The sequence below is a fragment of the Actinopolymorpha cephalotaxi genome (genome assembly GCF_013408535.1).
Classification (GTDB): domain Bacteria; phylum Actinomycetota; class Actinomycetes; order Propionibacteriales; family Actinopolymorphaceae; genus Actinopolymorpha; species Actinopolymorpha cephalotaxi.
The window spans coordinates 4,533,033-4,559,791 of sequence record NZ_JACBZA010000001.1; the positions used below are offsets into that span (position 1 = coordinate 4,533,033).

Below are 26,759 nucleotides of genomic sequence, written 5' to 3' on the forward strand. Positions count from 1 at the left end.
CTTAGGTCGCCGGGACGCGGACTGCCTGCCTGTCTCGTCGCAGCGCGTGCAGCGCGACGGCCAGGCCGGCCAGCGTGAGGAGCGCGCCGGCCAGATAGATGGAGCACGTCCCCGGAGCGCTGTCGACCAGCCGCCCGCCCAGCCAGCCGGCGAACGCCGCCGCGAGCTGGAAGCCGGACGCGTTGACCGCCACGGCCAGAGTGGGTGCCGTGGCCGCCGCGGTCACGACCCGGGTCTGCATTCCGGGGATGATCGCGAACCCCAGCAGGCCCATCCCGAACACGAGCACCACCATGACCGGCCGGATCCCGCTGGACAGCCAAGCCAGCAGGAGGACGGCGGCCAGGGCCGCGAGCAGTCCCACCAGCGACAGCACTCCGGCGCGGTCCGACAGCCGGCCACCGGCGAAGTTCCCCACGACCGCGCCGGCGCCGTAGACCAGCAGGAGCACCGGCACCGAGGTGGCGGCAAATCCTCCGGCGTCGGTCAGCAAGGGAGCGAGGTAGATGAAGACTGTGACGATCCCGACGTTGCCGACGGCCGTCAGCGCCAAGGCGAGCTGAACGTTCCGGTCGGCGAACACCCGTAGCTCCGCCACCACCGAACCACTGTCCGGCCGGCGCTCGGCCGGGACGAATCGCAGCACCATCGCCAGCGCGCCAAGGGTGAGCACGGCAATGGCCGCGAAGGTCGCCCGCCAGCCGAAGTGCTGGCCGACGAACGTCCCGATCGGCGCGCCGAGGATGATCCCGAGGTTCATGCCGAGGGTCACCTTCGCCACCGTCGACGCCTGCTTCGTGGGCGGTGCCATCGACACCGCCGTGGCGATCGCGACCGCGAAGAACGTGGCCACCACCAGACCGGCCGCCAACCGGGAAGCCAGCAGGGCCGGGTAGTTCGGCGCCAGGGCGGACGCCGCGTTGGCCAGCAGTGACACGGCGACCAGGCCGACGACGAGGGGCTTGCGGGCCAGCCTGGCCGTCATGACGGTGACGACCGGGCCGCCGACGATCATTCCGACGGCGTACGCCGAGGCCAGCAGCCCGGCCGCGGCGACCGAGACCGACAGGCCGTCGGCCACCTCCGGCAGGATGCCGGAGATCACGAACTCACCGGTGGTGAAGCTGAACACCACCAGCATCAGGGAGAGGACGGGCAGCAGCATCGCGGGGATCCGATCGTCCAGGTCCGGTTGACAGTTCAGAGGGCGGCGCCGCTGTCGACCACCAGGTCGGCACCCACCACGGACGCGGCGTCCTCGGAGGCGAGATACAGCACGGCGGCGGCGATCTCCTCCGTCGCGGACACCCGGCCCAGCGGTAGGTCGTGCCGGACGCGTTCCGCCCGCTCCGCCTCGGTCTCGCCCCCGCGCAGGGACATCGACGTCGCGGTCGGCCCGGGGCTGACCACGTTGATGCGGACGCCCTCGCCGGCATGGTCCAGCGCCGCGGCCCGGCTCAGCGCGGTGACGGCGGCCTTGGTGGTGGCGTAGGCCGCGGTGCCCGGCCGACGGGCATGCATGCCCAACTGGGAGGCGATGTTCACGATCGACCCACCGCCGGGCTGGGTGCGCATCTGCCGGATCTGCGCCTGCAGGGCGTGGAACACGCCGGTGACATTGATGTCGAGCTGGGCCTGCCAGTCCGCCTCCGGCAGGTCGGCCAGGGAGGTTCCGCCACCGCGCAGGACGCCGGCGTTGTTCACCGCGACGTCGAGGGAACCGAAGGTGTCAACCGCGGCTTGCACGAGTACCGTCGCGTCGACCGCGCTGCTCACGTCCGCCGGGAACGTCATCGCCTTGCCGTGGTCGCCACCCGCGTGTTCGATCAGCGCCACCGTCTCCTCGAGCGGCTCGGGCCGGCGTCCGGCGACGACGACGTTCGCCCCCTCGGCGGCGAACGCGAGCGCGACGGCTCGGCCGATACCCGAACCCGCGCCGGTGACGAGGGCGGTCCGGCCGGTGAAACGACTGGTCATGGCGACTCCATTTCAGAACGATCGATCCATTATCGGGGTAGACGAAGCGACATAGCGTTCGGCACCGTCGGGGAACGCGAGTCGGGGAGGTCAGTCGAGCAGGGCCAGCACCTGGTCGGCGGCGTCGCGGATGCGGGCCGGATCCGACGTCGCCTTGCCGACGACCCGCAGGCCCTGCAGGAACACCAGCAGCATGCGGGCGAGGGCACGCGGATCGCGGTCGCCGGGGAGCTCGCCCTGCGCCTGGGCCCGGACGAGCGCGGAGTGCAGCATCGTCTCCGACTGGTCCCAGCTGTGCTCGACGCGCCGGGCCGCCGCCGGGTCGTGCGGCGCGAGCTCGGCGGCCGTGTTGGTGACGAAACACCCAACAGGGCCGGCCTTCTCGTCCGCGGCGTCGGCGGCGAACCGGCGTACGAGCGCTCGTACGGCGGGCAGCGCCGGCCCGGGCGCGGACAGCTCGCGCAGGTTGCGTGAATCCCGGCTCTCGCAGTACCGGTCCATAGCGGTCAGGTACAGGTCGTGCTTGCTGCCGAAGGTGGCGTACAGACTGGCCCGCCCGATGCCGAGGTGCTCGACCAGGTCCGCCATCGACGTCGCCTCGTAGCCACGCCGCCAGAACAGCTCCAGCGCCGACTGCACCGCCGCGTCCGGGTCGAACTCCTTGGTCCTCGCCACGAGCGTCAGCCTAGATTTTCTGGAACGATCGGTCAAGCACTATCCCCGGGCGTACCGAAAGACGACCTCGGCCACCGCGGGCGGCGGGGAGCCGGTAGCCCACACCAGCCGGACGGCGTTGGTCTCCCGTCCACCCGCGGACAGCTCGGTGAAGTCGGGAGCCAGCGCGCCCAGCGTGCGCCAGCGCCGTGAGCCGTCGCGCACCTGCACCTTCGCCCGCGCGTCCGGCGACGTCAGCACGACGACACTTGCCAGCGGCCTGCTCCGCGATGCCGTCACGACGAGCGCGTCACCGTCGGCCGGAGTCGACGCGGCGCGGTACCACGTGTCGACGGTCCCGTCCGCCGCGGCCCGCAGCGACGATCCGTCGCCGGCGGAGGGGCCTCCCGACACCGAGTACGTGACGTCGTGGGAATCGCGTACCTCCACGGAGAACTCGCGTACCACCAGCCAGTAGCCGTCGTTGCCGCCGGTGGCCCGGTAACGGACGTACCGCGCGGTCGTCCCGGCCGGTGCGCTCGCCCGCACCTCCGCGGTGGTCCCGGTCGTGAGCGCCGTCCACGACTGCCCGTCGGCGGAGTACTCCAGCGTGCCGGCGTGGATGTAGTCGTTCGCGCTGCCCGCCTTGGACATCAGGACGGCGACGTCACCGATCTCGTGCACCGCGCCCAGGTCGACACCCACCGAGTCGCCCGGCGAGGGCGGACTGTCGGTCCAGTAGAAGGTGCCGAGGTCACCGTCGACCATACGGTCCGGCGCGTTGTCGGCGTACGTCCCGAGCGTCGTCGTCGGCACGGGCCGGGTCTTGGTCAGCCCCAGCCACTTGTCGTTGGCCTCCTCGGCGTCGGCGATGAACCTGTCCAGCACACCGTCGGCGATCCGCGGGTAGGTGCTGTTGTGCGGGGCGCGCGTGTCCCGGATCGCCTTGGCCCGTTCGATCAGCGGCGCGATCCGCTGCCGGTCCCGCCACGCCCGCGCGCCGTCGTCGGCGACCTGGGCGTCCAGCATGTCGAGTGCGGCGAGCCCTGCCTGCGCCCACAGCTGTGTCGCGTCCAGCCAGGCGGTCGCCTCGGGCACGAACCGTGGGTCGGTCACCCCCGCGCGGATCACACTCGGTGCCTTGCCGAGCGCCTGGACGTACGCTCGAAGAGCCGCGATCGCCGCACCGCGGTCGCCGGCCTCCCAGGTGGACCAGAAGGTGTCGATCCGCCGGCGCAGCTCGGGTGCCTGGGTCTTGTGCAGCGTTCCGTCGTAGGTCGACACGTCCGCGAACATCGCCAGCGCGGCCGCCGTGGCGGCGTCCCCTCCGGCGAGCTCGTTCAGCGCCGCCTCCCACGCCGCCCGGTCGTCGAACGTCGCGTCGTGCCAGGAGAAGTCGGCGAAGGAGAACAACGCGAGCTTGCTCGTCGCGGCCTGGTTCGAGGGGTTGGAGATGACCCCGACCACGTGCTCGGACAACCCGCGCTCACGCCCGGTGTAGGGGCCGAGGGGCAGCCGGCCGGCGATGTAGTCGTTGACCGGGTAGTTGTCCCAGACCAGGATCTGGTGCCCGAAGACGGCCTTCGCCGCGGCGGCCTGGGCGTTGGTGATCGTGGTCGGCACCACCCCCACACCCGTCCAGTGCACGACGACGTGCGGATCGAGGTTGTCGCGGATGGCCCTCTTGTACGGCGACTCGGTGGTGTTGTAGTACTCCGTCGGCACCATCTGCAACGGAGCCACGTCACCCTTGCTGTCAACCCAGGCTTGCACACGGTTGAGGAGGTACGCCTGCGCCTTGCCCGCACCGGCGGCGCCGGTCCCGAACTTCGCCGGGTCCGCGTCACAGTGCCAGGTGTTGTAGTCGATGTCGTCCAGCGGCACGTTGAACGCCCGGCCGCCCAGGGCGTAGATCGCGTCGAACTTCGCCAGCAGCGCGTCGAGATCGGCCTGGGACGAGTAGCAGATCGACAGCCCCGGCGACAGCGCGAAGGTGAAGTCGACGTGGTTCTGGCGCGCTCGGTCCACCAGCGTGCCGAGCTCGGCGAGCTTGTCCGCCGGATAGGGGTCGCGCCAGCGTTCGCGGTGGAACGGGTCGTCCTTCGGCGCGTACTCGTACGTGTTCAGCTTGTGCGCGCCGAGGTAGTCCACGTGGTCGAGCCGGTCCGCCTGGGTGTACGGCGTTCCGTAGAAGCCCTCGATCGAGCCGCGGTAGCGCATGCTCGGCCAGTCCCGGATCGCGACACCGGGCAGCGCGTCCGGACCGGCCTGCTGCCGTACGAGCTGGCGGAAACTCTGGGCGGCGTAGTAGGTGCCGTCCGCGTCGGCGCCGTCGAGCACGACCTGCGCACGGTCGTCGGGCGTACGACCGGCCGCGAGCACGTAGCCCTCGGCGGGCAGTCCCGACGGTCCGTCGACTCCCAGCCCGGTCAGGACGTCCTTGCCGCCACCGAGCCACACCGTCACCGGCGTACCCGGGTCGTCCCCGTCGGTGGCCACGATGTCGGTGACCCCCGCGCGGGTGAGCGTGTCCCTGACCACTTTCTCCGCCGAGGGGTCCGTCGTGCTCCCGCGGACGAGGCCCACGGTGGTGGTCAGCGTGAACCCGTCGTCGCGGGCGCTCTCCTGCTGAGGAGTCGGCCACACCTTCGGCAGGTCCGCCGGAGTCTCCGCCGGAGCGTTCGCCGGAGCGGCGACCGCTCCCGGCATCGGCACCGACATCGGCACGAGCACTGCCGCCGCCGCGATGGTCAGGGCTGCTGTGAGTCGGGCGGCCACCGTGCCTCCTCACCTGTCACGTCGCCGCGTGCGTCGTGACTGTGGATGAACGAACGCGAACGCACAGAGATCGCGCCGGTCCCGGGCATCCTCCGGGCAGGGACACCGCGTCGTCAAGGGCAGCCGTGATCCACGGCCGACCACGGCCGACCACGGCGCCGACCTCAGCCGACCGCGACCGTGGCCGGCGGGACCGGCCCCGTTACCGTTCCCGTACCGTTTCCCCTCCCCCACGGTGGTGTCATGAAGGCGATCATGTTCGGCGGCGCGCTCTCGCTGGTTCTGTCCCTGGCGCTGACGCCCATGGTGGCCCGGTTCTTCCTGCGAAAGGGGCTCGGCCAGCCGATCCACGACGACATGCCGATGCACCAGGTCAAGCAGGGCACGCCCACGATGGGCGGTTCGGCCGTCATCGCCGCCGCTGCCGTCGGCTATCTGGCCGCGCACCTCGTCGCCGGCTCCGGGCCCTCGGCGTCCGGCGTGCTCGTCCTGCTTCTGCTGGTCGGCCTCGGCGTGGTGGGCTTCCTCGACGACTACCTGAAGATCACCCGGGAACGAAACCTCGGTCTGCGCGGCCGCACCAAGCTGATCGGCCAGACCCTCGTCGCCGTCGTGTTCGCCGTCCTCGCCGTCCGGCTACCCGACGCGGACGGGCTCACCCCCGCGTCGACGTTCGTCTCGTTCATGCGCGACCTGCCCGGCCTGCAACTGGGAGCGGTGGTGTTCGTGCTGTGGGCGCTGTTCATGGTATCGGCCACCTCGAACGGCGTGAACCTGATCGACGGCATGGACGGACTGTCCGCGGGCACCTGCACCCTCGTCTTCGCCGGTTACACGGTCATCGGTGTCTGGCAGTTCAAGCAGTCCTGCAGCGCGGGCGTCCTGCCCGGCTGCTATCAGGTACGCGACCCGTACGACCTCGCCATTCTCGCGTTCTCCCTGGCCGCCGCCTGCGCCGGATTCCTGTGGTGGAACGCCAACCCGGCCCGGATCTTCATCGGTGACACAGGCGCCCTCGGGCTCGGCGGCGCCATCGCCGGGCTGGCCATCACGACCCGGACCGAGCTGCTCCTCGTCGTCATCGGCGGGTTGTACGTCGCGGCGAACGCCTCGGTGATCCTGCAGCGCGGCTACTTCAAACTGACCCGGCGGCTCACCGGCACCCCGCGCCGGATCTTCCTGAACTCCCCCATCCAGTTCCACTTCGCGCTCAAGGGCTGGCCCGAGATCACCATCGTGATCCGCTTCTGGATCATCGGCGGCATCCTCGTCGCCACCGGCGTCGGCATGTTCTACGCAGAGTGGCTCACCCACTCCTGACCCGCTTCGCCGTGTCCTAGTCTGGCCGGATGTCCGAGCGGTCGGTTGTGGTGGTGGGATACGAACGCGCCGAGCTGGTCGACATCGCGTGCGTCACCTCCGCGTTGATGCTGGCCACCCGGCTCGGCGCGCGGCCGGCGTACGACGTCCGGCTGGCGACGGTGGACGGGCGCGACATCGTGTGCGAGTCGGGCCTGGTCCTGCGCGCACAGCTGGACCTGTCCGACGTCCGGGAGACGGTGGACACGTTGATCGTGTCCGGAGGGGACGGGCACCTCGCCGCGGCCGCGGACCTGCGGCTCGTCCACGGCGTACGGCAGCTGGCGTCCCGGGTCCGCCGGGTGGCCTCGGTGTGCACCGGCACCGCCATCCTCGCCGAGGCGGGGCTGCTGGACGGACGGCGCGCGACGACCCACTGGTTCTACGCCGACGACCTGATCGCCCGCTACCCGAAGGTCTCGATCGACCCGGCGCCGATCTTCGTACGGGACGGCAACGTCGCCACCTCCGGCGGCGTCACCGCCTCACTCGACCTCACCCTCGCTTTCGTCGAGGAAGACCATGGACCCGAGTTGGCCCGCTGGGTGGCCATGGGCATGGTCGCCTACCTGAAGCGGCCCGGCAACCAGGCGCAGATGAGCGTGTTCACCCGCACACCGCGGCCGGGGGACGCGACGGTACGCCGGGTGGTCGACCACGCCGCGGCGCACCCGGACGACGACCTTCGGACCGAGACGCTGGCGGCGATGGTCGGCGTGAGTCCGCGCCAGCTTCACCGGCTCTTCCGGGCCGAGCTCGGCGAGACCCCGGCCAACGTCGTACGGCGGACTCGGCTGGAGGTGGCGGCCCGGCTCGCGGCGACCACCGACCTCCCCCTGTCCCAGGTCGCCCGCCGGTCGGGCTTCGCGTCGGCGGAGAGCCTGCGGCAGGCCTTCGTGTCGAAGTTCGGGACCAGCCCTCGGACCTTCCGCCACACCCAGGCTCATACCTCGCCCTGATCGGCCGTGCGCGCAGGGCAGTGCCGGGCGCGCCGGGCAGTGCGGGCCGACCCGAACCGGTCCGGTCGTCAACCGAGCGCGTAACGAAGCACAGCGACCCCGGTCGGCGTGCTGTCGCTGTCGAGCAGCCGGAACTCCAGTGGTGGAGTGCCGTCGGAGAACATCCGTTTGCCGGCCCCGAGCACCACCGGGAACACCAGCAGGCACAGCTCGTCGACGAGGCGGGCGGCGAACAGCGCCGGCAGCAGGCCACTGCTGCCGAAGACGACGATGGTGCCGTCCGTGTCGAGCTTCACCCGCTCGACGTCGGCGACCTCGGACAGGGCGACCGTGTGCTGCCACGAACCGGAAGTGCCCTCCCGCGAGAGGACGTACTTCGGCATCCGGTTCATGGCGTCGACGGGATCGGAAGGCTCGGCTCCGGACCAGGCGGCGGCGAAACCGTCGTAGGTGCGGCGGCCGAGCAACATGGCCGCGGCGGAAGTCGTCTCGGCGCTCATGACAGCGGCGACCGCATCGTCCATCCGGTCCGACACCCAACCACCCGCCACGAAGCCACCGTCGCGATCCTCGTCGGCGAACAACGGCGACTGGATCACACCGTCGAGCGTGACGAAGTTGACGACCTTGATCGTGCCCATCGTGGTCCGGTCCTTCCTCTTGCCCGGCGGATCAGCCGGCGGCCGATCCGGTCCAGGGTAGCGACGGCGCCTACGCCCAGCAGGCCCAGCGCGAGGGGCCGCACCCACAGGCTGATCGGCCACCCCGCGCCGGCCAGGGTGAGGTGACCGGAGGGGTACTCCAGCAGCCGGGCGGTGAACCGCGCGAGTGGTGCGTTCTCGTGCCGGGCCAGGTCGGCCAGTGTCGCGTCGAACGCGAAACCCCCGGCAGGTGCGGCGTGTACGAACTCCAGCGGCAGGCCCTGTCGACCAGCCCAGGACCGCAGCTTCGGGTCGAGGTGGGCGGCCGCGTCGCGGCCGGGCACCATCAGCCGGTCCAGGTCCAGCAGCGGGGCGTCGGCGAGATCGTGCCGCGGGACCAGTCGCAGGCCGTGCTCGGTCGTGACCGGCGTCCGCCGTCCCCCGGCGGCCAGCGACGTGGTCCTGGACGCGAAGGCAGGACCGGGATAGGTGTCGAAGGCGGAGGCGAGCTCGATCTCGGAGACTCCCGGCGTCAGGACCATCCCGACCCTCGGCCGGTTCCAGTCGTAGGCCCCGCCGAGTACGTACAGGGCCCGGTCGGACCGGGTCAGGGAGTCGGCGCGGATCGACGGCTCCGAACCCAACCGGGAGTCCGGATACCCGATCGTGGCCGCCAGCCGGTGGGCGTTCCGTACGCCGACATAGCGGCCGACCACGTGCAGCGCGGCACTGGTGCCGGAGGTGACACCGGCGGCGCTCAGCACGTTGCCGTCCTCGACGTACCGCTTCCCTCGCACCCAGTCGGTGCCGGGATAGCGACGCGACCACTTCGCCAGGTTCGCCCAGTTGGCCGTGGCCCGGCGTCCCCTGAGCAGGCCGGCGTCGGCGAGCACCTCGGCGCCGTCGCACACCGACATCACGGTCCGCACCCCGGCGGCGTGGCGCCGCAGCCAGTCGGCGACCGGACGCTGCTCGACGGAGCCGACGGCCCACATGGCCGGGACCACGACCACCTCCGGATCCTTCCCGGACAGCCGCCGGTCGAGTTCGGCCAACGAGAGGTGGGGAATCACGTCCAGCCCACCACTGAGGATCGCGGGGGCCGGCTCCGGGGCGGCGGTGTAGACGTTGAACGCACCGGACTCGGCGAACACCTCGTAGGGCGCGAGTGCGTCGGTGATCTCCAGGCCCCGGTTGCTCAGCAGCACGACGACCGTCGGCTTGTCCGGATCGTGTTCCGGCGGCACCGGTCGAGCGCTGCCCGCGGTGGTCCGCGCCGAGGCCGGCGGCGGGTCGTAGCGATCGGCCAGGGCCGCCTGCACCCCGAAGACACTCACCAGCACCGGTGGCGCCACGAACGCGGCCGCGTACACCAGCACCCTCAGCGCGCGCAGCATGCTTCCCTAGATGGTCCGGTCACGCTACTCGAGCCACTCGGTGACGAAGCGGGCGTTGGCGTGGATGTGGACGGCCTCGTAGCCACCGGCGCCGGTGGAGAACTTATGTGGTGTGTACGCCGGCACCACGAGCACCTGGCCGGCGTGTGCCTCGACCTTGTCGTCGCCCACGGTGAAGGTGGCGGATCCCCGGCGGATGACGAACGTCTCCGCGTAGGGATGCTGGTGCAGACGGGGACCGACACCCGCCTGGCTGGTGGACTCCAGGATGATCGAGACGTTGCCCGCGCCGGGCAGCAACTCGTAGTTCTCGGTCCAGTCCTCGCCGTCGTCGCGGCCGTCCGGTCGTTCGATGACGATGGGCTTCATGAGTCGGGTTCCTCCTGGGGCGTGGCTCGGATCTCTACCTAGGTCGGCCACGCTAGGGCCGGAAGCGGGCCGGATACCCGCCTCCTTACCGGACTGGCAGGAATTCTGGGAAAGCTGTCGCACGGTCGGTGAGGTCCGAAACGCGCCAGCACCGCGGCCGGCCACGTTCCTAGGGTCAGCGGGTGAGCAGATCAGCGAACGCCCTCTCGCCCGCCCTGAACCAGGAGCCACACCACAACCCCGCCCGGCTCGGCGGAACCGCGGTTGCCTTCCTGGCCCTCGCAGCCGCCCTGGCCACGTCGACGAGCTACGCCATCCAACCCGAACTCACCACCGTCGCCGGCGACCTGGGCTCGACGGTGCCGGTCGTCAGTGTGGTCGCGGGATCGGCGATCGTCGGATACCTGCTCGGGCTCGCCACCCTCGTTCCCCTGGTCGATCACCTGCCGCCGAACCGGCTCGTCGCCGGTCAGCTCACCTGCCTGGCCGCCGGCCTGGTGCTCGCGGCGGCGGCGCGGAGCCCGCTCGCCCTCGGCGCCGGGTTGCTGGTCTCGGGTATGTGCTCCAGCACCGGAGCTCAGCTGAGCACCCTTGCCGGCAAGCACTCACCTCCCCAGCACCGCGGCCGGGCCGTGGGAAGCGTGACCGCGGGGATCTCCGCGGGCATCCTGGCGGGCAGGATCGCCGGCGGAGCGCTGGCCGACAGGGTCGGGTGGCGGTGGACGCTGCTGATCTTCGCCGTGGCGTGCGTCGCGGTCGCGGCCGCTGCCGGCGTCGTTCTTCCCCGCGCGCGGGTGGCCGCGGCCGAGAAGTACCTCGACGTGATCCGGTCGTTGCCGACCCGGGTCGCCACTCACCGGGTGCTGCGGGTCTCCGCGGTCTCCGGAGCCCTGTGGTTCTTCTCGTTCAGCCTCGTCTGGGTGGGTCTGTCGCTGGCGCTCGCACTCCCGCCCCTTCGGCTCTCCCCCACGGCCATCGGGTCGTACTCGCTGGCCGGCCTGCTCGGTATCGTGGCCACCCGCGTCGCCGGCGCGCTCGCGGACCGCCACGGGTCGCCGAGAGTCATCCTCGGCGGCCTTGCCCTGTCCTTCGTGTGCACCGTCACGATGGTGTTCACCCTCGACGTCGCACCCGTCCTGCTGGTCACGCTGGCGCTGTTCGACGCCGGGCTGTTCGCTGCCCAGGTCGCCAACCAGAGCAGGGTCCTGAGCATCGATCCACGCCGCCCGGCGAAGTTCAACAGCACCTACATGGTGGTCTACTTCGTCGGCGGCAGTCTGGGAACGGCCGTCGGAGGTGGCCTGGTGAACACGGTCGGCTGGCCGGGAGTCGCCGCGACGGCGGCCGCCGCGATCGCCGTCGCGGCGGTGCTCAGCGTGCGGCTGTGGTCGGCCCCGCGCACGCCTCAGGCGGCGAACCGGTAGTGGCCCCGATCCCAGGCGAGCAACGCGAACGTCTGGACCATCGCCGCCTGCTCGAGCGTCTCCGGCCGGTACGACGGGTCGTACGGGCCACCACCGGACGGCGGGAAGCGGAAGAGCCCCAGGTCGGGGTCGCGGTTGTGCTGCCAGGTGTGTTCGGCGTACGCCTCGACGACGGAACGGTAGCGCGCGTCGTGCCGGACCGAGTCGAGCAGCAAGAGGTTCTTGAAGAAGATCGCGTTGAACACCGCGGGCTGGTCGAAGTAGCGGTTGCCCTCGGTCCAGTAGTCCAGCGCTGCGTCCGCGTCGGCGCGGGCCTGGGCGAGATAGCGCGAATCACCGGTGGCACGATGAAGCAGAACGCCCGCACCGATCATCGCCCCGGAGTTGTAGATCCACAGCGTCGGGTTGACCGTGCCGTCGAAGCTGATGTCGTTCTGGTACAGGCCTTCTGCGGACCGCAGGCAGTTGCGGTTCCAGTCGTAGAGGCGTTTCGCCCAGTCCAGGTAGGACCTGTCGCGGGTCAGCTCGTACAGGTGCGCGGCGAGTTCGGCGGTGAGCCCGGTGACGTTCGCGGCCCGGATCGACGTCCAGGTCGCGTCCACCCAGAACATCCCACCGGGACAGGCGTGTGAGGTGTCGGTGTCCCAACCCGTGGTGAGCACGTCGAAGATCCGCTCGCCACTGCGCCGGTCCGCGACCCGGCGCTCGAGCAGATACCGGCGTACGAACTCCAGGCCGACGATCGCGTTGTCGTCGTAGAACAGGTCGCCACCACCGCCCAGCGGAGGCACCACGTAGGACGCGTAGCCGGGCGGGCTGTGGTCCGGATCCAGGTAGGCGGACAGGCCGGCGAAGCGGTCGCGGATGTCGGACCGCAGGCGCCTGCCGGAACCGGGCACGATCGACAGGTCGATGGTCGCCGCCGTCGCCTCGCGCATCGGCCACAGTTAGGAGTACGCGTTGTCGGCCGGCTCGCGCGGATACCTCTCCAGGTACAGGTGGTGCTGGTCGGCGCCGAGGTAGAGATGGCGCTGCAGAGCGGCGTACGAGGTGAACGCACGCTCGGCCCAGGTCGCGCGATCGGCGCCCTCCCGCGCGGGCGACTGAGCGGCCGAAGCGGGCGGGCAGAGCACACCGGCCAGCAGCAGGCCGGCGAGGACGACCACACCGACCCGGCGAATCCCTTTACTGAGATGGCAGAGCATTCGTCGCCGGCCCTTCGCTGAAGACTGCGAGACATCTGGCAGAACATCTGACGAGACGCGAGTGCTCGGCTCAGCCTGCAGGCTCCGGCGGCCCGCGTCGACACGAGTGGCCGTACTCGGCCCACCGGGCAGGGAATGCCGAAGCTGGGTCACCGACGTACCGCCCGCGTTTGCCGAACGTTCGGCTGCGCGCCCCGCCGAGGCAATCCAAGATCATTACGTTCCCCTTGCCAACCAAGCGGAGGGGAACCGGCGTGGACGACATTCCCGCGGTCAGAACGCGCGGACTCACCAAGTCCTTCGGCGACGTCGTCGCCCTCGACGGTGTGGACGTCGACGTGCCGGCCGGTCAGGTGCACGGTCTGGTCGGGCCGAACGGCGCCGGGAAGACGACCCTGCTCGGCCTGCTGCTGGGGCTGGCGGTGGCCGACAGCGGCCGCCTGGAGATCCTGGGTACGCCCGTCGGCCGAACCCTCGCCGTGCCGGAGGGCGTGGCCGGCTTCGTCGACGGACCGGGCCTGTATCCCTCCCTGACGGCGCGGCAGAACCTCGCCGCCCTCGCATCCCTTCGCGGGTACGACGTACCGAAGTTCGCCGGGGTCGGCGACGCGCTGGACCAGGTCGGCCTTACCGACGTCGCCGACGACCGCGTGGGCGGCTTCTCCCTCGGCATGCGCCAACGGCTCGGCCTGGCCGCCGCACTCCTCACCCACCCACAACTACTCGTGCTCGACGAACCGGCCAACGGACTCGACCCGGCCGGCAAGCACCAGGTGCACCGCGTCCTCAGCGAGCTCGCCGCCCACGGCACCGCGGTCGTCATCTCCAGCCACCGCATGGACGACCTCGCCGTGCTGTGCTCGGAAGTCACCCTCCTCGCCACCGGCCGGGTCGTGTTCTCCGGACCGGTGGGCAAACTCGCCGCCGAGACCGGCGAACTCGACTACCGCCTGGTCACCTCCGACCCCCGCGCCGCGCGCCGAGTCGCACTGCACACTCCTGGGCTCAGCCTGCCGCCCGGTCACGACGACGCCGAACGACCGGGCGCCGCCGACGCACTCGTCGTCCGCGGACCCGTGCCGTCCCTGGACGACCTGGTCGTCCGGCTGGTGGGCGCCGGCGTGGCCGTACGGGAGCTCGGCCCCGTCATGCCTCCACTCGAAGCCGCCTTCCTGGCGCTGACCGGCGCCGAGGAGACGAGCCGATGACCGCGACGATCGCGCCGCCCCGAACCACCGAGGCCCGGCCGGCTCCGCTGGCGCGCGGCTATCGGTTCGAGCTGACGAAACTGCTGTCCCAGTGGCGGATTCGCGTACTCCTGCTCGCCTGCTGGATCGCCCCGGCGATCTTCGTCGCCGTGGTGAGTCAGCAGAGTGCCCTGCCCGCCGACACGGTCTTCGGCCGGTGGATGCACACCACCGGGTGGGCCGGCTCGCTGGTGGTGCTCGCGTTCTCCTGTACGTGGGCGCTTCCGCTGCTGACCGCGCTGGTCGCCGGTGACGTGTTCGCCGCGGAGGACCGGCTCGGCACCTGGCGCCATCTGCTGGTCGCGGTCCGCTCACCTGGCCGGATCTTCGCCACCAAAGCCCTTGCCTGTCTGACGGTTCTCCTGCTGCTGGCCGCCGGGCTCGCGGCGTCCGGCATCGCCGGTGGCCTGCTGGCGGTGGGCAACCACCCGCTCGTCGGCCTCGACGGCCACACCCTCACCCCGGCCGACGCCGCCGCGACCGTCCTGCTGGCGTGGGGCTGCGTACTCGTGCCCATGCTTGCGTTCGCGGCGGTCGGCCTGCTCGGCTCGGTCGCACTGGGCCGCTCGCCGATGGGGCTGCTGATGCCCGCCCTGCTCGCGTTCGGACTCCAGCTCGCCCAGCTGCTCCCACTGCCGGAGGCCGTACGACTGGCCCTGCCCAGCCAGGCGTTCCTGGCCTGGCGCGGACTGTTCACCACCCCCGTGCAGACCGGCCCGTTGCTCATCGGCCTCGTGGTCTGTCTCGCGTGGGCGGTCGCCGCGACCGCACTGGCGTACCGGCTGTTCCTGCGCCGGGACTTCACCGACCTGGCGTACGACGGATCCGGCCGCAGAGTCCTCACCGGTGGCGTGCTCCCGTTGGCGGGGCTGGCCGTCCTCACCGTCGCGGTGGTCGCCGCGGCCACACCCGCCGGCGGAACGGGCATCGAACGCACCAAGCTGCAGGACTCCCTCGCCACCTCGTACGCCCATCTCTACCGGCTGCAGACCACGCAGTTGCACCGGCCCGACATCGCCGAGAAGCAACTGCGCGCCACCGCGTCCTGTGACAAGGGCGGCGACCGCGTCGCCGACGAGGGACCGGGCAACGACTGGCGATGCGTCGTCACCTGGCACCTGCCCGGCGCGCAGGCCACGGGCACCGCCATCTACCAGCTCGACGTCGCCGCCGATGGGCGGTACGTCGCGGACGGGGACGGACCGAAGGAAGTCAACGGCTTCTTCCAGGTACGCACCCCGAACGGGGATGCACCCAATCCCCTGTGGCAGTTCGACGGGAACGTCGACCTGCTCGTCAACTCTCCGGAGGGATAATTCCATGCAGGTAAGGCGTCAACGCCGGCAGGGCAAGGGGGTCCGTTCCGGATCCTCGGCCCGACGCGCCGGCAACCGGATCCGCGTCATCGCGGCCGGCGCCGCAACACTCGCCGTCGCAGGCGGGGGCATGGCCTACGCCTCGACCGAGGCGTTCGGCACCCAGCAGGTGGGACAGAACACCGACAAGGGTCTGGTGGTCTCCGCCGACCAGTACATCAAGCCGATCGGCACCCGGCTCGTCATCAACAACGGCAAGATCATGTCGTCCTCGGTCAGCCCGGACGGCACGCACATGGCGGCCTCGATCACCGACGGCGGGATGGCGCTGGCCATCGTCGACCTGAAGGACTACAAGGTCCAGCAGCTCATCGGCAAGAACGCGGCGGCAAACCTTCAGATCAGTGGGAACGACATCGGCCAGGAAGGTCCGACGTACTCCCCTGACGGCAAGCAGCTGTGGCTGGGCCAGGCGAACGGCTACCGGAAGTTCACCGTCGGCGCCGACGGCTCGCTGTCGGACCCGACCTTCGTCACGATCCCGGCGGACGGGCCCAAGAAGGCCCTGGTGGGTGAGGCGGCATTCTCCGGCGACGGCAAGACCGTCTACTCCGCCGTCAACGGCCAGAACCGCGTGGTGGCGATTGACGCCGCGACCGGTGAGATCACCCACAGCTGGACCGTGGGCATCGCCCCGCGCGACCTCGCCATCGTCGGCGGCAAGCTCTACGTCAGCAACGAGGGCGGCCGTCCCGCGAAGGCGGGCGAGACCACGATCAACTCCTACAACACCGACGTGCCGGCCGACCCCGAGACCGGGTCCTCCACCACGGGTACGGTCAGCGTCATCGACCTGGCCAGCCCGGCCTCGGACGCACAGAGCATCGACGTCGGCCTTCACCCGACCGCGTTGTACGCGAAGGGCGGCGCGCTGTTCGTCACGAACACCGCCACCAACGACGTGTCGGTGATCGACACGGCCAAGGACAAGGTCGTCCAGACCATCGCCACCCAGCCCTGGCCGGAGGCCAAGGTGGGTTACGAGCCGGACGCGGTGACCCTCACCGACGACGGCCACCTGCTGGTCACACTCGGCCGGGCCAACGCTGTCGCGGTCTACCGCTACACCAAGCCGCTGGAGCCGGTGAGCTACGTCGGCCTGCTGCCCACGGACTACTTCCCGTCCGAGGTCACCACGGTCGGCAACGACGTGCTCGTCTCCAACACCCGGGGGATCGACGCCCGCCGGCCGAACAACCCGGCCGGGCACGGCACCCACGACACCACGTCGAGCCTGCAGAAGTTCACGCTGCCGAGCGACACGGTCATCAAGGCCCAGACGCAGAAGGTCTTCACACAGAACGGCTGGACACCTAACTCGGTGCTGAAGAGCACGAGCCCGAACGTACGACCGGTGGCGGTGCCGAACCGGCTCGGTGACCCCTCGACGATCAAACACGTCTTCCTGATCGTCAAGGAGAACCGGACCTACGACCAGGTGTTCGGCGACGACCCTCGCGGCAACGGCGACGCCACGCTGGCGCAGTACGGCCTCAACGTGACGCCCAACCAGCACGCGATGGCCAAGCAGTTCGGCCTGTACGACAACACCTACGACGTCGGCACCAACTCCGCCGAGGGCCACAACTGGCTGATGCAGGCCGACAACCCCGAATACACCGAGTCCTCGGCCGGTGAGTACACGCGCAGCTACGACACCGAGAACGACGTGCTCGGCCACCAGCGGACCGGCTTCATCTGGTCCGGCGCACAGGCGGCCGGTCACTCGGTGAAGGACTTCGGTGAGTTCCAGTCGCTGGAGGAGAAGCCGGCCGGGGCGACCTGGCAGGACTACTACTGCGACTACAAGAACATGGCCGCGACCGGGCAGGACACGCAGTACCCCATCAAGGTGGGCTCGGCGATCCCGTCGCTGAACAAGGTGTCCGTGCAGGGCTTCCCGATGTTCGACACCAGTGTCCCGGACATCTACAAGACCGAGATCTGGAAGCGTGACTTCGAGAAGAACGGTCCGGCCAACCTGAACATGTTCTGGCTGTCCAACGACCACACCGGTGGCCCGCCGAACGGCGCCGCGCAGGTCGCGGACAACGACCTCGCGACCGGCCGGATCGTCGACGAGATCAGCCACAGCAAGTACTGGAAGGACTCCGCGATCTTCGTGGTCGAGGACGACTCCCAGGCCGGCATCGACCATGTGGACGGCCACCGTGCCCCGATCCAGATCATCAGCCCGTGGGCCAAGCACGGCACCGTCGACAGCCACTACTACACCCAGATCACGATGATCCGCACCATCGAGCAGATCCTCGGGATCAGCCCGATGAACCAGAAGGACAGCGCGGCCACCCCGATGGCGGCGGCGTTCAACGACACCCCCGACAACACCCCGTTCAACGCGGTGCCGAACCGCACCTCGCTGACCCTGGGCCTGAAGACCCCGCCGGCCTGCGGACAGGACACTCCCGCGACGGCGAACCAGAGCTTCGCGGCCCCGCCGACGGCGAAGGTGCCGGCAGCCCAGAAGGACCTCGCGTCGAAGTGGGAGGCCTGGAAGACCAAGCAGCGCTTCACCGGAAGCCAGGCGCGGGCCGACTCCGCTCCGCCGGAGCTGATGAACCGCTTCTCGTGGTACGAGGCGCACGACTGGACCAAGCCGTACCCGGGAGACAAGAAGCTCTACACCCCGGACCAGGTGCCGGGAGGCTTCATCCCGTCCGCTGACAACGACTGACCCTTCGCGACCCAACGTCGCAGCCAAGGCGGCCCGCCGGGATTCCCGGCGGGCCGTCCTGCTGTTCACGGACTTCCGATGTCGCCGGCGAGGGCCTGACAGACACGCGGTGTGACCGGTCAGTCATCCGGTGTTTGGCCAGATTGGACTTATCGCTCCATTTCGCACGATCAAGATCGTTAACATCCTTCTCCTAGCTCACGATCGAGGGGGGAAACCGACATGGACAGCACCCCCGCAGCCCCCGCACCCCTCGCGGTCAGGGCCCGCGGGGTCACGAAGTCCTTCGGCGAGGTGGTCGCCCTCGACGGTGTGGACCTCGACGTGCCGGCCGGTCAGGTGCACGGTCTGGTCGGGCCGAACGGCGCCGGGAAGACCACCCTGCTCGGCCTGCTGCTGGGGCTGGCGGTGGCCGACAGCGGCCGCCTGGAGATCCTGGGCACGCCCGTCGGACGAACCCTCGCCGTGCCCGAAGGCGTCGCGGGCTTCGTCGACGGACCTGGGCTGTACCCCTCCCTCACCGCACGGCAGAACCTCGCCGCCCTTGCCTCACTCCGCGGGTACGACACCAAGAACGCCGCCGGCGTCACCGGCGCACTGGAGCAGGTCGGGCTCACCGACGTCGCCGACGACCGCGTGGGCGGCTTCTCCCTCGGCATGCGCCAGCGGCTCGGCCTGGCCGCCGCGTTGCTCACCACCCCACGGTTGCTGGTGCTGGACGAGCCGGCCAACGGACTCGACCCGGCCGGCAAGCACCAGGTCCACCGCGTCATCAGCGAGCTCGCCGCCCACGGCACCGCGGTCGTCATCTCCAGCCACCGCATGGACGACCTCGCCGTGCTGTGCTCGGAAGTCACCATCCTCGCCACCGGCCGCGTCGTCTTCTCCGGCCCGGTGGCCAAGCTGGCCGCCGAGACCGGCGAACTCGACTACCGCCTGGTCACCTCCGACCCTCGCGCCGCCCGGCGGGTGGCGCTGCACACGCCGGGCCTCGGCGTTCCGTCCGGCGACAACGCCGCCGAACGACCGGACGCGGCCGAGACCCTCGTGGTCCGTGGCCCGGTACCCGCCCTCGACGACCTGGTCGTCCGACTGGTGGGCGCCGGTATCGCGGTACGCGAGCTGGGACCCGTCGTCCCACCGTTGGAGGCCGCCTTCCTCGCGCTGACCGGCGACGACACGACACCGGAGCCCCAGCCGAGCGAAGAGCCCCAGCCGAGCAAGGAGACCCGGCGATGACCGCGACCACGGCGACCACCGCGCCGCCCCGGACCGCGGCCGCCCGGCCGGCTCCGATGATGCGTGGCTATCGGTTCGAGCTGACGAAACTGCTGTCCCAGTGGCGGATTCGCGTACTCCTGCTCGCCTGCTGGATCGCGCCGGCAATCTTCGTCGCCGTGGTGAGTCAGCAGAGTGCCCTGCCCGCGGACACCGTGTTCGGTCGCTGGATGCACGCCACCGGCTGGGCGGGTTCGCTGGTGGTGCTCGCGTTCTCCTGTACGTGGGCGCTTCCGCTGCTGACCGCGCTGGTCGCCGGTGACGTGTTCGCCGCGGAGGACCGGCTCGGCACCTGGCGGCACCTGCTCGTCGCGGTCCGCTCACCGGGTCGAATATTTGTGACGAAAGCGCTTGCCAGCCTGACGGTCCTGCTGCTGCTGGCCGCCGGACTCGCGGCGTCCGGGATCACCGGTGGACTGCTGGCCGTCGGCAACCATCCCCTCGTCGGCCTCGACGGCCACATCCTGAGCCCCGCGAACACCGCCGGCACCGTGCTCCTGGCGTGGGTCTGCGTGCTCGTGCCGATGCTCGCGTTAGCGGCGGTCGGGCTGCTCGGCTCGGTCGCACTGGGCCGCTCGCCGATGGGGCTGCTGATGCCCGCGCTGCTCGCGTTCGGCCTGCAGCTCGCACAGATGCTCCCACTGCCGGAGCCGGTTCGGCTGGCGCTGCCCAGTCAGGCGTTCCTGGCCTGGCGGGGGTTGTTCACCAGTCCCGTACAGACCGGCCCGCTCCTCATCGGCCTCGTGGTCTGTCTCGCGTGGGCGGTCGCCGCGACCGTGCTGGCGTACCGGCTGTTCCTGCGCCGGGACTTCACCGACCTGGCGTACGACGGATCCGGCCGCCGAGTCCTCACCGGCGGCGTCGTGCCACTGGCCGGGCTCGTCGCCCTGACGGTCGCCGTCCTCGCGGCCACGACCCCCGCGGCCGGGACGGGAATCGTACGTACGAAGGTGCAGGACTCCCTCGCCACCGCGTACGCCCATCTCTACCGGCTGCAGACCGCGCAGCTGCACCGTCCCGGCGTCACCGAGGCACAGCTGCGCGCCACCGCGTCCTGCGACAAGGGCGGCGACCGCGTGGCCGACGAGGGGCCCGGCAACGACTGGCGATGCGTCGTGTCCTGGCATCTTCCGGGCGCGACCGCGGTGGGCACCGCCATCTACCAGCTCGACGTCACCGCCGATGGGCGGTACGTCGCGGACGGGGACGGACCCAAGGAGGTCAACGGGTTCTTCCAGGTGCGCACCCCGAACGGGGACGCACCCAATCCCCTGTGGCAGTTCGACGGAAACGTCGACCTGCTCGCCACCACTCCGGAGGGATAATTCCATGCAGGTAAGGCGTCAACGCCGGAACGGCACGGTGGCCAGACCACCGGGCCGACGCGCCGGCAACCGGATCCGTGTCATCGCGGCCGGCGCCGCAGCCCTCGCGATCGCCAGCGGGGGCATGGCCTACGCCTCGACCGTGGCGTTCGGCAGCTATCAGGTCGGCCAGACCACCGACAAGGGACTGGTGGTCTCCGACGACCAGTACATCAAGCCGATCGGCACCCGGCTCGTCATCAACAACGGCAAGATCATGTCGTCCTCGGTCAGCCCGGACGGCACTCACCTCGCGGCCTCCCTCGCCGACGGCGGGATGGCGCTGGGCATCGTGGACCTGAAGACGTCGACGATCCAGCAACTCGTCGGCAAGAACGCGAAGGCGAACCTTCAGATCAGCGGCAACGACGTCGGCCAGGAAGGTCCGACGTACTCTCCCGACGGCAAGCAGTTGTGGCTTGGCCAGGCCGACGGCTACCGCAGGTTCACCGTGAACGCCGACGGCTCGCTCGCGAACCCGACGTTCGTCTCGATTCCCGCGGACGGACCCAAGCGCGCGCTGGCGAGCGGCGCGGTGTTCTCCGCCGACGGCAAGACCGTCTACGCGGCCGTCAACGGCCAGAACCGCGTGGTGGCCATCGACGCCGCGTCCGGGGCCATCCAGCAGAGCTGGGCGGTGGGCATCGCACCGCGGGACCTGGCCATGGTCGGGAACAAGCTCTACGTCAGCAACGAGGGTGGCCGGCCGGCGAAGGCGGGCGAGACCACGATCAACTCCTACAACACCGACGTGCCGGCCGACCCCGAGACCGGCTCCTCCACCACCGGCACGGTCAGCGTCATCAACCTGGCCGACACGAGTGCCGAACCGACCAGCATCGACGTCGGCCTGCACCCGACCGCGCTGTACGTCAAGAACGGCGCGTTGTTCGTCACCAACACCGCGACCAACGACGTGTCGGTCATCGACACCGCCAAGGACCAGGTCGTTCAGACGATCGCGACCCAGCCCTGGCCGGAGGCCAAGGTGGGTTACGAGCCGGACGCGGTGACCCTCACCGACGACGGACACCTGCTGGTGACCCTGGGCCGCGCGAACGCGGTCGCGGTCTACCGCTACACCAGCGCACTGGAGCCCGTCAGCTACGTCGGCCTGCTGCCGACGGACTACTTCCCCGCCGAGATCACCACGGTGGGCAACGACGTACTGGTGTCGAACACCCGCGGCATCGACGCCCGCCGGCCGAACAACCCGGCCGGGCACGGCACCCACGACACGACGTCGAGCCTGACGCGGTTCAAGCTGCCGAGCGACACGGTCGTCAAGGCCCAGACGCAGAAGGTCTTCACACAGAACGGCTGGACCCCCGACTCGGTGCTGAAGAGCACGAACCCGGGCGTGCAACCGGTGGCGGTGCCGAACCGGCTCGGTGACCCCTCGACGATCAAGCACGTCTTCCTGATCGTCAAGGAGAACCGCACCTACGACCAGGTGTTCGGCGACGACACGCGTGGCAACGGCGACGCGTCGCTGGCGCAGTACGGCCTGAACGTAACGCCGAACCAACACGCCCTGGCACGACAGTTCGGGTTGTACGACAACACCTACGACGTCGGCACGAACTCCGCCGAGGGCCACAACTGGCTCATGCAGGCCGACAACCCGGAGTACTCCGAGTCCATGGCCGGCGAGTACATCCGCACCTACGACACCGAGAACGACTCTCTCGGCCACCAGCGGACCGGGTTCATCTGGTCCGGCGCACAGGCGGTCGGTCATTCGGTGAAGGACTACGGCGAGTTCCAGTCGTTCGAGCAGAAGCCGGCCGGGGCGACCTGGCAGGACTACTACTGCGACTACAAGAACATGGCCGCGACCGGACAGGACACGCAGTTCCCCATCCAGGTGGGCTCGGCGATCCCGTCGCTGAACAAGGTGTCGGTACAGGGCTTCCCGATGTTCGACCTGAACGTCCCCGACATCTACAAGACCGAGATCTGGAAGCGTGACTTCGAGAAGAACGGTCCGGCCAACCTGAACATGTTCTGGCTGTCCAACGACCACACCGGCGGCCCGCCGAACGGCGCCGCCGGCGTCGCCGACAACGACCTCGCGACCGGCCGGATCGTCGACGAGATCAGCCACAGCAAGTACTGGAAGGAATCCGCGATCTTCGTGCTCGAGGACGACTCCCAGAACGGCCTCGACCACATCGACGGGCACCGCGCCCCGGTCCAGATCATCAGCCCCTGGGCCAAGCACGGAACCGTGGACAGCCACTACTACACCCAGATCATGGCGATCCGGACCATCGAGCAGATCCTCGGGATCAGCCCGATGAACCAGAAGGACAGCGCTGCGACCCCGATGAGGGCGGCGTTCAACGACACACCCGACAACACGCCGTTCAACGCGGTGCCGAACCGCACCTCGCTGACCCTGGGCCTGAAGACTCCGCCGGCCTGTGGCGAGGACGTTCCGGCGCCGACGAACGACAACTACACCCCACCGCCGTCCGGCAAGGTGCCGGCGGCCCAGAAGGACACCGCGGCGAAGTGGCAGTCGTGGAAGGCGAAGCAGCACTTCAACAGCAGCCACCTCGCCAAGGCCGACTCCGCACCGCCGGAGCAGATGAACCGCTTCTCGTGGTACGAGGCGCACGACTGGGCCAAGCCCTACCCGGGTGACGCGAAGATCCTCACCCCGGACCAGGTGCCGGGCGGAGCCATCCCGTCGGCCGACAACGACTGACCTTCCGCATCACAGCAGGTCTCGCACCACAGCAGTTCTCGCATCAGGACGGCCCGCCGGATCCCGGCGGGCCGTCCGTCGCTGTCAGGCTGCCGAACCAGTTGCCCGTCGAGCGTTGACGAAAGATCACGGGTGTACGTAGCATGCGGCGAGAAATGGTCACGTCCGTAACTCCGACGGTAGCGGGACAGGACGATCATGCTTCGACGCTTGGTGACCGGTCTGATGGTCGCGGGATCGCTGACTCTGACGGGTGTCGCCCTTCCGCAGAACGCGTCCGCGAGCACCACGGTCTTCCAGGACTTCGAGACCAACGCGGACCTGAACGGCATCTCGGTGTCGCTTCCCGAGGTGGACTCCGCCGTCCGTGTGCCCTACGGAACCCATGGCGAGTCCGGCCTGCGGTTCACCGTCGGCCCGGCGGACACCCCGGGCGCGACCGCGTCGTCGGGGGTCACGTTGCACACGGGTACGCCGAGCCTGCCGGTCACCGACTGGTCCGGGCACGTGGCGGTCGGCTTCGACTTCTTCACCAACCTGCCCTACGACACGGTCGGCCGGGTCACCGTCCGCGACACCAAGGGAAAGGCGTGGGGCGCGGACTACACCATCCACGCCCGCGGCTGGACGCCCTTCAACGCGCGGCTGTCCAGCCTCACCGCCGCCGGGGTGGACGTGCGTTCCATCTCCTACATCGGCATCTCGATCCCCCGCGCGGACGCGCCGGTCACCGGGTTCTACGACGCGTTCCGGCTCGCCGACGAGTACCCGTACGACCAGAGCTCGTACAGCAACCGCGCCGCGTCGGCCCTGCTGGAGGTGTGCGGTTTCAGCAGGATCCTCACCGACCTCGCCGGCCGGCTGGACGGGCTGGAACGCCAGGTCGGCCGGTCCAACGCCATCGACCTGCGCCTTCGCGCCCTGGTGAACAACCAGCAGGCCGACGTCGCCGGGCTGCGGGACACCCTGCGTGCGGGCCGGATGGACGGCGACGCCTACGCCGCCTTCAACGCGGCGGTCACCGCCGCACAGCGAGCGGTGCCCAGGCTCACCAACACGATCGACGCCCGGGCAGCCGCGCCGCAGTCGGACTTCGGGCTGGCGTCGGCGGACTCGATGGCGCTGGTCTACCCGAAGGACCTCGCGTTCACGTCCACCGGTTCGGCTCCGGTCGTCCGGCTGGCCAAGGGCGAGTACGAGAGTGCACAGGCGGTCGTGCTCCCGTACGCCGAGGAACTCCACGGCGTACAGGCCCAGGTGTCGTCGGTACGCGGGCCGGACGGCAAGCCCGCGAGCGATTCCGACCTGCAGGCCACCATCGCCCCGGTCGGGTCGCTCGACACGACACCGAGCAGCGCGTACCGACGTCCGGTCTACAAGGGCTGGACGCCGGACCCGATCCGCGACGACCTCACCACCGTCGACGTCGCCGCCACCGACGTCCAGCCGTACTGGATCAGGGTGCACGCGAGCGACGCCGCTCCCACCGGGACGTACTCGATCACGCTGCGGTTCTCCGCTGATGGCAGGGCCGCACGCACGATGACCGTCACCGCCAAGGTGTGGGCGTTCGCGATCCCGGACCAGCCGAAGCTGCTCACGTCGTTCCAGTACACCCCGAGAATCACCAACGAGGCGTACGGCGTGACCGACCCCGCCCAGCAGGAACAGCTCAGGAACGAGTACTGGTCGTTCCTGAACGACTACAAGATCAAACCGGACCAGATCTACACGGTGGACGGGAATCCCGCGATCCCGGGCGACTTCAGGATCCGGCCCACTCCGGTCGAGGACGTGGTGTACATCAGGGACCACTACGGGCTTCGGCACTTCAACGCCCTCTATCTCAACTCCGGCCTGCTCGACCGGAACAAGCCGGAGACCTGGCAGGCCCAGATCGACACCTGGCTGGACCAACTCGACACGGCGATGGCCTCCTACCGTGCGGCCGGAGTCGACCAGAATGCCTACGTGTACGGGTTCGACGAGGCGACCGGACCGATGCTCCAGGCCGCGAAACAGACGTTCGCCGCGATCAAGGCGCGCTTCCCCGACCTGCCGATCATGACCACGCTCCGGGACAACTCCATGGGTGTGGACACAGGTCTCGCCGGGCTGGTCGACATCTGGGTACCGCAACAGGACCTTTACAACCAGGCTGTCGCCGAGCGCACCCGGGCTCGCGGCGACCAGGCGTGGTGGTACCCCGACATCGCCACCGGGCATCCGCTGCCGAACTGGTTCAACGGTTTTCCGCCGATCGACGCCCGGATGCTGATGGGGCCGATGTCCTACCAGGCAGGAGTCGAGGGCGTGCTCTACTACGCCACCAACCGCTGGCTCCCGGACCAGCACGCCGCGCAACCGCTGGTTGACGACGGCATCTTCTCGCGGTTCAACCCGGTCACCTTCGGGACCACCGCCGGCGACGGCTCACTGTTCTACCCCGGCCCGCACGGGCCGATGGCCTCGATCCGGATCGAGAACTTCCGCGACGGGATGGAGGACTACAACCTGCTGTGGACGCTGCGGCAGGAGTTGACCGAGCACCCGGACGCCCCGGACGGTCTTCGCCAACGGGCCGAGGAACTGCTCACCGCCCGCGACGTGGTGACCAGCGCCCGGAAGTTCACCGAGGACCCCGAGAAGTACCGGGACTGGCGTCTGCAGGTGGCCGGCGTCATCACACAGTTGGAAGCCTGACGGGCACGACGGAAAAGCAGTTTCGCCTCACCTGACCGTCGGCGCAGGATGGGTCGCCGGAATCGCGTACGCGTCGAAAGGGTGACACGCATGGGGACCATCCACACCGGTGTCGTCAAGCTGCCGCTGACGGTGCGGGACATGACCGAGGCCGACCTGCCGGAGCTCGCCTGCTTCTACCCGGGACACGTCATGGCGACGATGCCCGCGGAGCTCGAGCGGGCGCGCACCGGCGTCGTCGACCATCTGGTCGTGTGCACGCCGGCGGGAGTGCCGGTCGCCAAGGGTGCGGTCAACTGGGACGAGATACCCGGGGCCGGGGTGATCTCGACCCTGTCCGTGCGAGCCGAGCTGCGCTCGATCGGAATCGGGACGGTGCTGATCCAGGCGTCGGAGGAACGGATGCGGGCACGCGGCCTGTCCCGTTCGGAGATCGGCGCGGAGGAGAACAACCCGCGGGCACGCGCGCTGTACGAACGGCTCGGCTACGTGGTGTACGGCTGCGAACCCGCGTCCTGGGACGAGGAGAAGCCCGACGGAACCCTGGGCCGATATGAAACCACCTGCACTCTCCTGCGCAAGGACCTCTGACGCCGACCGCCATCGGTGGCATCCTTCGG

20 protein-coding genes are annotated in these 26,759 nt (G+C 69.9%); 11 read left to right on the forward strand and 9 right to left on the reverse strand.

Annotated features, from left to right (window positions below; translation table 11 throughout):
- Position 1 precedes the first annotated feature (1 nt).
- The 4 genes from FHR37_RS20015 to FHR37_RS20030 form a co-directional block, all read right to left on the reverse strand.
- Positions 2-1,165 (reverse strand): MFS transporter, encoded by a 1,164-nt coding sequence (locus FHR37_RS20015; protein WP_092885379.1) that lies wholly within the window; start codon positions 1,163-1,165, stop codon positions 2-4.
- 35 nt (positions 1,166-1,200) lie between these two features.
- Positions 1,201-1,977, reverse strand: coding sequence for an SDR family NAD(P)-dependent oxidoreductase (locus tag FHR37_RS20020; protein WP_092885381.1), 777 nt, complete (start codon positions 1,975-1,977; stop codon positions 1,201-1,203).
- A 90-nt stretch (positions 1,978-2,067) separates the two neighbouring features.
- Positions 2,068-2,652, reverse strand: a complete 585-nt coding sequence (locus tag FHR37_RS20025; protein WP_092885383.1) for a TetR/AcrR family transcriptional regulator — start codon at positions 2,650-2,652, stop codon at positions 2,068-2,070.
- Positions 2,653-2,691: 39 nt separating this feature from the next.
- Entirely contained in the window at positions 2,692-5,409 is a 2,718-nt protein-coding gene (locus FHR37_RS20030) for a beta-N-acetylglucosaminidase domain-containing protein (protein WP_237768934.1), read from the reverse strand.
- 243 nt (positions 5,410-5,652) lie between these two features.
- On the opposite strand from FHR37_RS20030, the gene mraY reads away from it, so the two are divergent.
- Both mraY and FHR37_RS20040 read left to right on the forward strand, forming a co-directional pair.
- The gene (mraY, locus tag FHR37_RS20035; RefSeq protein ID WP_092885385.1) at positions 5,653-6,729 is read left to right on the forward strand and encodes a phospho-N-acetylmuramoyl-pentapeptide-transferase; all 1,077 of its coding nucleotides are present in this window, start codon (positions 5,653-5,655) and stop codon (positions 6,727-6,729) included.
- Between the two features lie 29 nt (positions 6,730-6,758).
- Positions 6,759-7,727, forward strand: coding sequence for a GlxA family transcriptional regulator (locus tag FHR37_RS20040; RefSeq protein ID WP_092885387.1), 969 nt, complete (start codon positions 6,759-6,761; stop codon positions 7,725-7,727).
- Positions 7,728-7,795: 68 nt separating this feature from the next.
- Here FHR37_RS20040 and FHR37_RS20045 read toward each other — a convergent pair whose 3' ends face one another.
- The 3 genes from FHR37_RS20045 to FHR37_RS20055 are packed head-to-tail and all read right to left on the reverse strand — an operon-like array spanning position 7,796 to position 10,134.
- Positions 7,796-8,368 carry a dihydrofolate reductase family protein gene (locus FHR37_RS20045; protein WP_092885389.1) on the reverse strand — a complete coding sequence of 191 codons (573 nt, stop codon included), beginning with the start codon at positions 8,366-8,368 and terminating at the stop codon, positions 7,796-7,798.
- Positions 8,323-9,765 (reverse strand): DJ-1/PfpI family protein, encoded by a 1,443-nt coding sequence (locus FHR37_RS20050; protein ID WP_092885391.1) that lies wholly within the window; start codon positions 9,763-9,765, stop codon positions 8,323-8,325. The genes FHR37_RS20045 and FHR37_RS20050 overlap by 46 nt, the downstream gene beginning before the upstream one ends.
- A gap of 24 nt (positions 9,766-9,789) precedes the next feature.
- Entirely contained in the window at positions 9,790-10,134 is a 345-nt protein-coding gene (locus FHR37_RS20055; RefSeq protein WP_092885393.1) for a cupin domain-containing protein, read from the reverse strand.
- A 182-nt stretch (positions 10,135-10,316) separates the two neighbouring features.
- Between FHR37_RS20055 and FHR37_RS20060 the strand changes: the two genes are divergently transcribed.
- Positions 10,317-11,558, forward strand: a complete 1,242-nt coding sequence (locus FHR37_RS20060) for an MFS transporter (RefSeq protein ID WP_237768935.1) — start codon at positions 10,317-10,319, stop codon at positions 11,556-11,558.
- Here FHR37_RS20060 and FHR37_RS20065 read toward each other — a convergent pair.
- Together FHR37_RS20065 and FHR37_RS30995 are read right to left on the reverse strand one after the other, a co-directional pair.
- Complete coding sequence (locus FHR37_RS20065; RefSeq protein WP_202818203.1) at positions 11,540-12,496, reverse strand: glycoside hydrolase family 76 protein; 957 nt, start codon at positions 12,494-12,496, stop codon at positions 11,540-11,542. The two genes, FHR37_RS20060 and FHR37_RS20065, sit on opposite strands and share 19 nt — an antisense overlap.
- Positions 12,497-12,505: 9 nt before the next feature.
- Complete coding sequence (locus FHR37_RS30995) at positions 12,506-12,724, reverse strand: hypothetical protein (RefSeq protein ID WP_202818204.1); 219 nt, start codon at positions 12,722-12,724, stop codon at positions 12,506-12,508.
- Positions 12,725-13,017: 293 nt separating this feature from the next.
- Between FHR37_RS30995 and FHR37_RS20070 the strand changes: the two genes are divergently transcribed.
- The 8 genes from FHR37_RS20070 to FHR37_RS20105 all read left to right on the forward strand — a co-directional run bounded on the left by FHR37_RS20070 (position 13,018) and on the right by FHR37_RS20105 (position 26,730).
- Complete coding sequence (locus tag FHR37_RS20070; RefSeq protein WP_092885395.1) at positions 13,018-13,971, forward strand: ABC transporter ATP-binding protein; 954 nt, start codon at positions 13,018-13,020, stop codon at positions 13,969-13,971.
- Complete coding sequence (locus tag FHR37_RS20075) at positions 13,968-15,326, forward strand: ABC transporter permease (RefSeq protein WP_092885397.1); 1,359 nt, start codon at positions 13,968-13,970, stop codon at positions 15,324-15,326. The genes FHR37_RS20070 and FHR37_RS20075 overlap by 4 nt, the downstream gene beginning before the upstream one ends.
- Positions 15,327-15,330: 4 nt before the next feature.
- Positions 15,331-18,081 carry a bifunctional YncE family protein/alkaline phosphatase family protein gene (locus FHR37_RS20080; RefSeq protein WP_092885399.1) on the forward strand — a complete coding sequence of 917 codons (2,751 nt, stop codon included), beginning with the start codon at positions 15,331-15,333 and terminating at the stop codon, positions 18,079-18,081.
- 222 nt (positions 18,082-18,303) lie between these two features.
- A complete protein-coding gene (locus FHR37_RS20085; RefSeq protein ID WP_092885401.1) occupies positions 18,304-19,320 on the forward strand; it encodes an ABC transporter ATP-binding protein in 1,017 nt (338 codons plus the stop codon).
- The gene (locus FHR37_RS20090) at positions 19,317-20,684 is read left to right on the forward strand and encodes an ABC transporter permease (protein WP_092885403.1); all 1,368 of its coding nucleotides are present in this window, start codon (positions 19,317-19,319) and stop codon (positions 20,682-20,684) included. The genes FHR37_RS20085 and FHR37_RS20090 overlap by 4 nt, the downstream gene beginning before the upstream one ends.
- A 4-nt stretch (positions 20,685-20,688) precedes the next feature.
- Positions 20,689-23,436, forward strand: coding sequence for a bifunctional YncE family protein/alkaline phosphatase family protein (locus FHR37_RS20095; RefSeq protein ID WP_092885405.1), 2,748 nt, complete (start codon positions 20,689-20,691; stop codon positions 23,434-23,436).
- A gap of 198 nt (positions 23,437-23,634) precedes the next feature.
- Positions 23,635-26,139 (forward strand): DUF4091 domain-containing protein, encoded by a 2,505-nt coding sequence (locus tag FHR37_RS20100; RefSeq protein ID WP_092885407.1) that lies wholly within the window; start codon positions 23,635-23,637, stop codon positions 26,137-26,139.
- 90 nt (positions 26,140-26,229) lie between these two features.
- Positions 26,230-26,730 carry a GNAT family N-acetyltransferase gene (locus tag FHR37_RS20105; protein ID WP_092885409.1) on the forward strand — a complete coding sequence of 167 codons (501 nt, stop codon included), beginning with the start codon at positions 26,230-26,232 and terminating at the stop codon, positions 26,728-26,730.
- The last annotated feature ends 29 nt before the right edge of the window (positions 26,731-26,759 follow it).

Coding starts and splice junctions, on each gene's coding strand:
- mraY (WP_092885385.1), top strand. CDS start 5,653: ATGAAGGCGATCATGTTCGGCGGCGCGCTCTCGCTGGTTCTGTCCCTG.
- FHR37_RS20020 (WP_092885381.1), bottom strand. CDS start 1,977: ATGACCAGTCGTTTCACCGGCCGGACCGCCCTCGTCACCGGCGCGGGT.
- FHR37_RS20040 (WP_092885387.1), top strand. CDS start 6,759: ATGTCCGAGCGGTCGGTTGTGGTGGTGGGATACGAACGCGCCGAGCTG.
- FHR37_RS20065 (WP_202818203.1), bottom strand. CDS start 12,496: ATGCGCGAGGCGACGGCGGCGACCATCGACCTGTCGATCGTGCCCGGT.
- FHR37_RS20090 (WP_092885403.1), top strand. CDS start 19,317: ATGACCGCGACCACGGCGACCACCGCGCCGCCCCGGACCGCGGCCGCC.
- FHR37_RS20075 (WP_092885397.1), top strand. CDS start 13,968: ATGACCGCGACGATCGCGCCGCCCCGAACCACCGAGGCCCGGCCGGCT.
- FHR37_RS20100 (WP_092885407.1), top strand. CDS start 23,635: ATGCTTCGACGCTTGGTGACCGGTCTGATGGTCGCGGGATCGCTGACT.
- FHR37_RS20055 (WP_092885393.1), bottom strand. CDS start 10,134: ATGAAGCCCATCGTCATCGAACGACCGGACGGCCGCGACGACGGCGAG.
- FHR37_RS20050 (WP_092885391.1), bottom strand. CDS start 9,765: ATGCTGCGCGCGCTGAGGGTGCTGGTGTACGCGGCCGCGTTCGTGGCG.
- FHR37_RS20085 (WP_092885401.1), top strand. CDS start 18,304: ATGGACAGCACCCCCGCAGCCCCCGCACCCCTCGCGGTCAGGGCCCGC.
- FHR37_RS20105 (WP_092885409.1), top strand. CDS start 26,230: ATGGGGACCATCCACACCGGTGTCGTCAAGCTGCCGCTGACGGTGCGG.
- FHR37_RS20095 (WP_092885405.1), top strand. CDS start 20,689: ATGCAGGTAAGGCGTCAACGCCGGAACGGCACGGTGGCCAGACCACCG.
- FHR37_RS20080 (WP_092885399.1), top strand. CDS start 15,331: ATGCAGGTAAGGCGTCAACGCCGGCAGGGCAAGGGGGTCCGTTCCGGA.
- FHR37_RS20015 (WP_092885379.1), bottom strand. CDS start 1,165: ATGCTGCTGCCCGTCCTCTCCCTGATGCTGGTGGTGTTCAGCTTCACC.
- FHR37_RS20045 (WP_092885389.1), bottom strand. CDS start 8,368: ATGGGCACGATCAAGGTCGTCAACTTCGTCACGCTCGACGGTGTGATC.